This is a genomic window from Bradyrhizobium sp. CIR48, assembly GCF_014198315.1.
Taxonomy (GTDB): Bacteria; Pseudomonadota; Alphaproteobacteria; order Rhizobiales; family Xanthobacteraceae; genus Bradyrhizobium.
The window spans coordinates 432116-438251 of sequence record NZ_JACIHG010000009.1 but is presented as its reverse complement, the minus strand read 5'-3'; the positions used below and the strand labels follow the sequence as shown (position 1 = coordinate 438251).

Sequence of the window (6136 nt, the reverse complement as noted above, 5' to 3'; positions counted from 1 at the left end):
GGCAAGGTCCACAACGCAGCACTCATCGCCTGCGCCAGGAAGCTCCTCATTTACGCCAATACTGTCGTACAGCGCGGCACGCCATGGATCGAAAAAGAAGCCTAGCTCTTAATGGTTGCTACGAGAGCGAGCCTAACTCGCCTCCGCGAGCCTCACCGTCTCGGTGCTGCGATAGATCGCAAGGTCGCGCGAGCCGACGAAGATCGCGCGCGGCTTCAATCCGTAGAAGCGGCGGATCGAATGGCTGAAATGCGTGGAGTCGGGATAGCCGATGTCCTGCGCGAGATGGGCGAGGTTGAGGTCCTGGTTGGCGAAGTGCAGCAGATGCCGTGCGCGCTTCCAGGCGCGGAAGGAGCGGAACGAGATGCCGGTCTCCTCCTTGAACAGATGCAGGAAGCGCGAGGCCGAGAGCCCTGCTTCCGCCGCACAGGTGTCGGCCGTCACCGGCTCGCCCGAGAAACGCTCGATGCGGGCGACGGCGCGGGTCACGCGCGGATCGAGCTCGCGGCGGGCGAGCGCCTCGCCAAAGCACATCTCGTCGAATTCGGCGGTGGTGATGTCGCCATAGCGGCGCTGGCGTAGGAGCGCGTAGGCGGCGAGGATCTTACGGGCATAGACAGCCTTGTCCGGCCCGCGCAGCCGCTCGGCCAAGGCCTCGATCACGCCATCCGGCATGCTTTCCGGCTCGAGGGTCACGCTGATTGCAGTGCGGTAGTCGCTGGCGATGGAATGCCGCTGGTTCGGCAGGGTCACGATCAATTCGTCCGACGTGTGGACGTCGTCGATCGTCAGGTGCAGGCTGCCTTTCACGGCGACGTAGATATGGCAACAGCCGGGGGTCCGCTTGCGAGGGCGTCCGAGCAGGCCAGCATAGAAGACCCGCTCCGGCGTGATCAGCATCAGATGGTCGGATTCGCGACCTTTATCTTCCATTGGGATCCTCCTCGCGCGGCTCTCTGGCCGCTGCGGACGGAGGTCACCTTAGCGGAAATTTGGGCGCTGTCACGACGCGATAGCGCTGTCAAAAGACACGCGCCGTCGTTCCGGGGCGGTCCGTAGGACCGAACCTCAGGTGCGCAATTGGGCACCGGGAACCTCGAGATTCCCAGCTGCGCAAGGGCGCACCATAGTCGATGCTGCGCATCGCCCCGGAATGACGACCTAAAACTTACGCCCTCACGCGCCGTGCAACATTCTGCTCGGCGCCAGCCTTCTGTTCCGCAGCAACCGCACGCTTGAAACCGTCCCGCTGCTGCAGGCGGGCCCAATAGGCTGCGACATTTGGCCCAAAATCCTTGGCAAGCCCGATGTTGTCGGCCAGCCGAAGCGCATAACCGATGACAATGTCAGCGGCGGTGAAGCGGCCGGCGCACAATGTTTCGGCATTGGCCGTCGCGGCCTCGACGGCGCGCAACCGGCCCAGGAACCATTTTGCATAGTCGCCGGCGACCTGCGGATTGCGCCGCTCCTCCGGCTCGAGCTGGGTGTATCGGAGCACCAGCGTCTGCGGGAAGGTTAACGTGGCGTCGCTGAAATACATCCAGTTCAGGAACGCGCCATAGGCGGGATCTTCCGGCCCGACCATCAGCGGCGTCGGGCCATGCTCGATGCCGAGATAGTGGCAGATGCCGGAGGATTCGGTCATCTTCGTCTCGCCGTCGACCATGAAGGGAATTGTGCCGAGCGGATTGAGCGCGAGATATTCCTTGGCGAAGACCCGCGGCGGGAATGGCAGCATCTTCAGCTCATACGGCAGCCCCATCTCCTCCAGCATCCAGAGCGGGCGGAACGAGCGCGCGGCGTCGCAGTGATAGAGCGTGATCATCAGGCGTTTCCTTTGCTGCCGGGCAGCGTGCCCATCATCTTGCACAGGACCATCAGCATGACCTCGTCGGCACCGCCGCCGATCGAGGTCAGGCGGCTGTCGCGATAGGCGCGGCTGACCGGCGTCTCGTTGGTAAAGCCCATTCCGCCCCAATATTGCAAGCAGGCGTCGGTGAGCTCGCGGCCGAGCCGGCCAGCTTTCAGCTTGGCCATGGTGGCGAGCTTGGTCACGTCCTCGCCGGCCACCAGCTGCTCGGCGGCCCGATAGATCAGCGCGCGCAGCAGCTCGACCTCGGTCTGCATCTCCGCCAGCTTGAAGTGTACCACCTGGTTGTCGAGGATCGACTTCCCGAAGGCCTTGCGGTTGCGGGTATACTCGACGGTCTGATCGATGATGTATTCATGCGCCTTCAGGCAGGCCGCCGCGCCCCAGAGCCGCTCCTCCTGGAATTGAATCATCTGATAGGTAAAGCCCTTGCCCTCCTCGCCGATCCGGTTGCGCTTGGGCACGCGGACATTGTCGAAGAAGATCTGCGCGGTGTCGGAGGAGCGCATGCCCATCTTGTCGAGCTTGCGGGCGACGGTGACGCCCTTGCTCTTCATGGGCACGCAGATCAGCGATTTGTTGCGGTGAACGGGCCCGTCGCCGGTGTTGGCGAGCAGGCAGATCCAGTCGGCCTGCGTGCCGTTGGTGATCCACATTTTGCCGCCGGTGATGACGTAGTCGTCGCCGTCGGAGCGCGCCTGGGTCTTGATCGAGGCGACGTCGGAGCCCGCACCGGGCTCGGAGACGCCGATGCAGGCGACGAAATCGCCGGAGATCGAGGGCGCCAGGAACTCGCGGCGCACCTCATCCGAGCCGAACCGCGCCAGCGCGGGCGTCGCCATGTCGGTCTGCACCCCGATCGCCATCGGCACGCCGCCGCAGGTGATGGCACCCAGCTCCTCCGCCATCATCAGCGCATAGGAGTAGTCGAGCCCGGAGCCGCCGAACTCCACGGGCTTGTTCAGGCCGAGGAAGCCGAGGCTGCCCATCTTCTTGAACAGCTCATGCGCCGGGAAGATGTCGGCCTTTTCCCATTCATCGACATGAGGATTGATCTCGTTGGCGATGAACTTTTGTAAGCTACGGCGAATGTCGTCGTGGTCGGCGGTGAATAGCATTCTTTCCCCTTTTTCATTCCGGGCGAGCGAAGCGCGAACCCGGAATCCAGAGATCAGGTCCTACAATGTCGAGATTCTCCGATGCGCAATTGCGCATCGTAGTTCGACGCTTGGCGTCGCCCCACGGTGGTGATCACAACCCCATCTGCCGCGATGCCAGATCCTTCATGATCTCCTCGGTGCCGCCGCCGATGGCGTTGACCTTGACCTCGCGGTAGATGCGCTCGGCCTTGATGCCGCGCATGAAGCCGGCGCCGCCGAAGATCTGCACGGCTTCCGAGGCGCAGAAGGCCATGGTCTGCGTCGCCTGGTTCTTCATCATGCAGATTTCGGCGACCGGGCTCTCGCCCTGCTCGAGCCGCCAGGCCAGCATCTCCAGCATCGCCTGTGACGCCGCCACCTTCTGCGCCATGTCGACGATCTTGTGCCTGATGACCTGGTGCTGCGCCAGCGGCTTGCCAAACGTCTTGCGCTCCCTGGCGTAGGCGATCGCCTCGTCCAGGCAAACCCGCGCGAAGGCGGTGCAGCCGGCCGCCATGCCCATGCGCTCGCTGTTGAAATTCTGCATGATGATCTTGAAGCCCTGGCCTTCCTCGCCGATCAGGTTTTCGGCCGGGACGCGGCATTGGTCGAAATGCAGCGTCGCGGTGTCGGAGGCCCACCAGCCCATCTTCTTCAGCTTGGTCCTGGACAGGCCGGGCGTGTCGCCCTCGATCAGGAGCAGGCTGACCCCGCCGGCACCTTCGCCGCCCGTGCGCACAGCAACGGTCAGATAGTCGGCGCGGACGCCTGAGGTGATGAAGGTCTTCTCACCGCTCACGACGTAGTGATCGCCGTCGCGCCGCGCCCTTGTGGCGAGGTTCGCGACATCGGAGCCGCCGCCCGGCTCGGTGATCGCGAGCGCGGAGATCTTGTCGCCTGACAGCACCTGCGGCAGCACGCGGGCTTTAACCTCCGGCCGTGCCGCCCGCGCAATCGGTGGCGAGCCGATGGTGTGACTCATCAGGCTGGCGCTGACGCCTCCGGCGCCCGCGCGCGCCAGCTCCTGACTGGCCACGATCTTCATGAACTGGTCGGCAGCAATCCCGCCATATTCCTCGGGGAATCCCAGCCCCAACAGGCCGATCTCGGCCGCCTTGCGATAGAGCGCGCGCGGGAATTCGCCAGCCTCGTCCCACTCATGGGCGAACGGGGAGATCTCCTTCTCGACGAAGCGGCGCATCATTTCGCGGAAGGCATCGTGCTCGGCGGTATAGAACGGGCTCTTCATCGCAGTCTCGCCTCGCGGACGGATTCGTCTCGTTCACCATGGCCGGAACATCGGCTGCTCACTTGCGCAGAGTGGCTGACTAAAGAACCACTGCGGCGCAGGCCATGGCCTAGCAACTCAACGCAAGACGATTTTGACCCCTCGCGCGCCAACTCCAAGAAAAAAACACGTCGATGCACCAACTCCGGCTGGTCCCCAGGGCCACGCCGGGCATGGTGCACGCCAATAGGGATGCTGGCGGCAAAGGCCGCCGAGGGAGGAATTCTTGGCCGTTCGTTACTACGACTGGATCGTTCACCATGGCCGCCGCACGCCTGACAAGGTCGCGCTGGTCGATCTTGCGAGCGAGCGCCGCTTCACCTACGCACAGCTGGACGCCCGCGTCTCGCGCCTCGCCTCATTCCTGCGCCATACGCTGAACGTCTCACGCGGCGACCGCGTCGCGGTGCTGGCCCTGAACACGACCGATACGCTGGAGGTGCAGTTCGCCTGCGGCCGCCTCGGCGCGATCTTCGTGCCGCTGAACACCCGCCTCACCGTTCCCGAGCTTCAGTTCATCACCGGCGACTGCGCACCGAAGGTGATGATCCACGACGCCGATCTCACCGAGACCGCGCTCAGCGTCGCAAAGCTGTGCGGCATTGCGACCAGCCTGCTGCTCGGGCCCGGCGGGGCCTATGAGGCCGGCATCGCCGGCGCAAAGCCGCTCGAGGCGATCGAGCAGGTCACGCTCGATGACGTCTCGACCATCATGTACACGTCGGGCACGACGGGACATCCGAAGGGCGCGACCATCACCCATGGCATGACCTTCTGGAATTGCGTCAATCTCGGCGGCCCCGCCTGTATCGGGCCGTCCTCGGTGCTGCTCACCGTGCTGCCGCTGTTCCACACCGGCGGGCTGAATTGCTACACCAATCCGGTGCTGCATGCCGGCGGCACCGTGATGATCATGCGCGCGTTCGATCCCGGCACTGCGCTCGGCCTGATCAACGATCCCGCGCAGGGCATCAACGTGTTCTTCGGCGTGCCCGCGATCTACCAGTTCATGGCGCAGCACCCCGCCTTCGCGACGACCGATCTCGGCCGGCTGATCGTCGGCGGCGTCGGCGGCGCGCCGATGCCGGTGCCGCTGTTGAAAGTGTGGGAGGCGCGCGGAGTCGCGCTCCAGCAGGGCTACGGCATGACCGAGACCTCGCCGGCCGTGCTGGTGCTCGACCGCGAGGATGCGGCGCGAAAGGCCGGCTCCGCCGGCAAGCCCGTGCTGCACACCGAAGTGCGCATCGTGCGCCCTGACGGCAGCGACGCCGATGTCGGCGAGCTCGGTGAGCTCTGGGTCAAGGGGCCGAACATCACGCCGGGCTACTGGAACAGGCCGGAGGCGAACAAGACCTCCTTCACCGACGGCTGGCTGCACACCGGTGACGCGACGCGCGTCGACGAGGAGGGCTTCTACTACATCGTCGACCGCTGGAAGGACATGTACATCTCCGGCGGCGAGAACGTCTATCCGGCCGAGGTCGAGAACGTCCTGCATCAGCTCGCGGCCGTTGCCGAAGCTGCCGTGATCGGCATTTCCGATCCCCAATGGGGCGAAGTGGGCCTTGCTATCGTCGCGGTCAAGCCGGGCCAAAAGCTGACCGAGGTCGATGTCCTCGCGCATTGCGCGGCCAATCTGGCGCGCTTCAAATGTCCGCGCCAGATCCGCTTCGTCGAGGCCCTGCCGCGCAACGCCACGGGCAAGATCCACAAGCCGACCTTGCGCAAGGAGTTCTCGGTGGCCTCCGAAGTCGACAAGAAAGTCGCCAACGCCTGATCCAGGCGCCCCTCGCGGGCGCTTTTTTCTTTTTTGAAGTGCCTGCTCGACTCAACAAGAAA

The 6136-nt window shown here is 64.6% G+C and carries 5 protein-coding genes; 1 reads left to right on the top strand and 4 read right to left on the bottom strand.

Annotated elements, in window-relative coordinates; translation table 11 throughout:
* Positions 1–132: 132 nt before the first annotated feature.
* The 4 genes from GGD66_RS28070 to GGD66_RS28055 form a co-directional block, all read right to left on the bottom strand.
* Positions 133–933: an AraC family transcriptional regulator gene (locus GGD66_RS28070; RefSeq protein ID WP_183259612.1), complete on the bottom strand. Its 801-nt coding sequence runs from the start codon at positions 931–933 to the stop codon at positions 133–135.
* Between the two features lie 235 nt (positions 934–1168).
* Positions 1169–1825 carry a glutathione S-transferase family protein gene (locus GGD66_RS28065; protein WP_183259611.1) on the bottom strand — a complete coding sequence of 219 codons (657 nt, stop codon included), beginning with the start codon at positions 1823–1825 and terminating at the stop codon, positions 1169–1171.
* Entirely contained in the window at positions 1825–2988 is a 1164-nt protein-coding gene (locus GGD66_RS28060; RefSeq protein ID WP_183259610.1) for an acyl-CoA dehydrogenase family protein, read from the bottom strand. Before GGD66_RS28060 ends, GGD66_RS28065 begins: the two co-directional genes overlap by 1 nt.
* Before the next feature lie 133 nt (positions 2989–3121).
* Positions 3122–4258 carry an acyl-CoA dehydrogenase family protein gene (locus GGD66_RS28055; RefSeq protein ID WP_092251619.1) on the bottom strand — a complete coding sequence of 379 codons (1137 nt, stop codon included), beginning with the start codon at positions 4256–4258 and terminating at the stop codon, positions 3122–3124.
* Positions 4259–4523: 265 nt separating this feature from the next.
* Here GGD66_RS28055 and GGD66_RS28050 point away from each other — a divergent pair, with 265 nt between their 5' ends.
* Entirely contained in the window at positions 4524–6074 is a 1551-nt protein-coding gene (locus tag GGD66_RS28050) for a long-chain fatty acid--CoA ligase (protein ID WP_183259609.1), read from the top strand.
* The last annotated feature ends 62 nt before the right edge of the window (positions 6075–6136 follow it).

What these genes read in the sequence shown, in the direction of transcription:
- GGD66_RS28070 (WP_183259612.1), bottom strand. Translation starts at nt 933, where the DNA reads ATGGAAGATAAAGGTCGCGAATCCGACCATCTGATGCTGATCACGCCG.
- GGD66_RS28060 (WP_183259610.1), bottom strand. Translation starts at nt 2,988, where the DNA reads ATGCTATTCACCGCCGACCACGACGACATTCGCCGTAGCTTACAAAAG.
- GGD66_RS28065 (WP_183259611.1), bottom strand. Translation starts at nt 1,825, where the DNA reads ATGATCACGCTCTATCACTGCGACGCCGCGCGCTCGTTCCGCCCGCTC.
- GGD66_RS28055 (WP_092251619.1), bottom strand. Translation starts at nt 4,258, where the DNA reads ATGAAGAGCCCGTTCTATACCGCCGAGCACGATGCCTTCCGCGAAATG.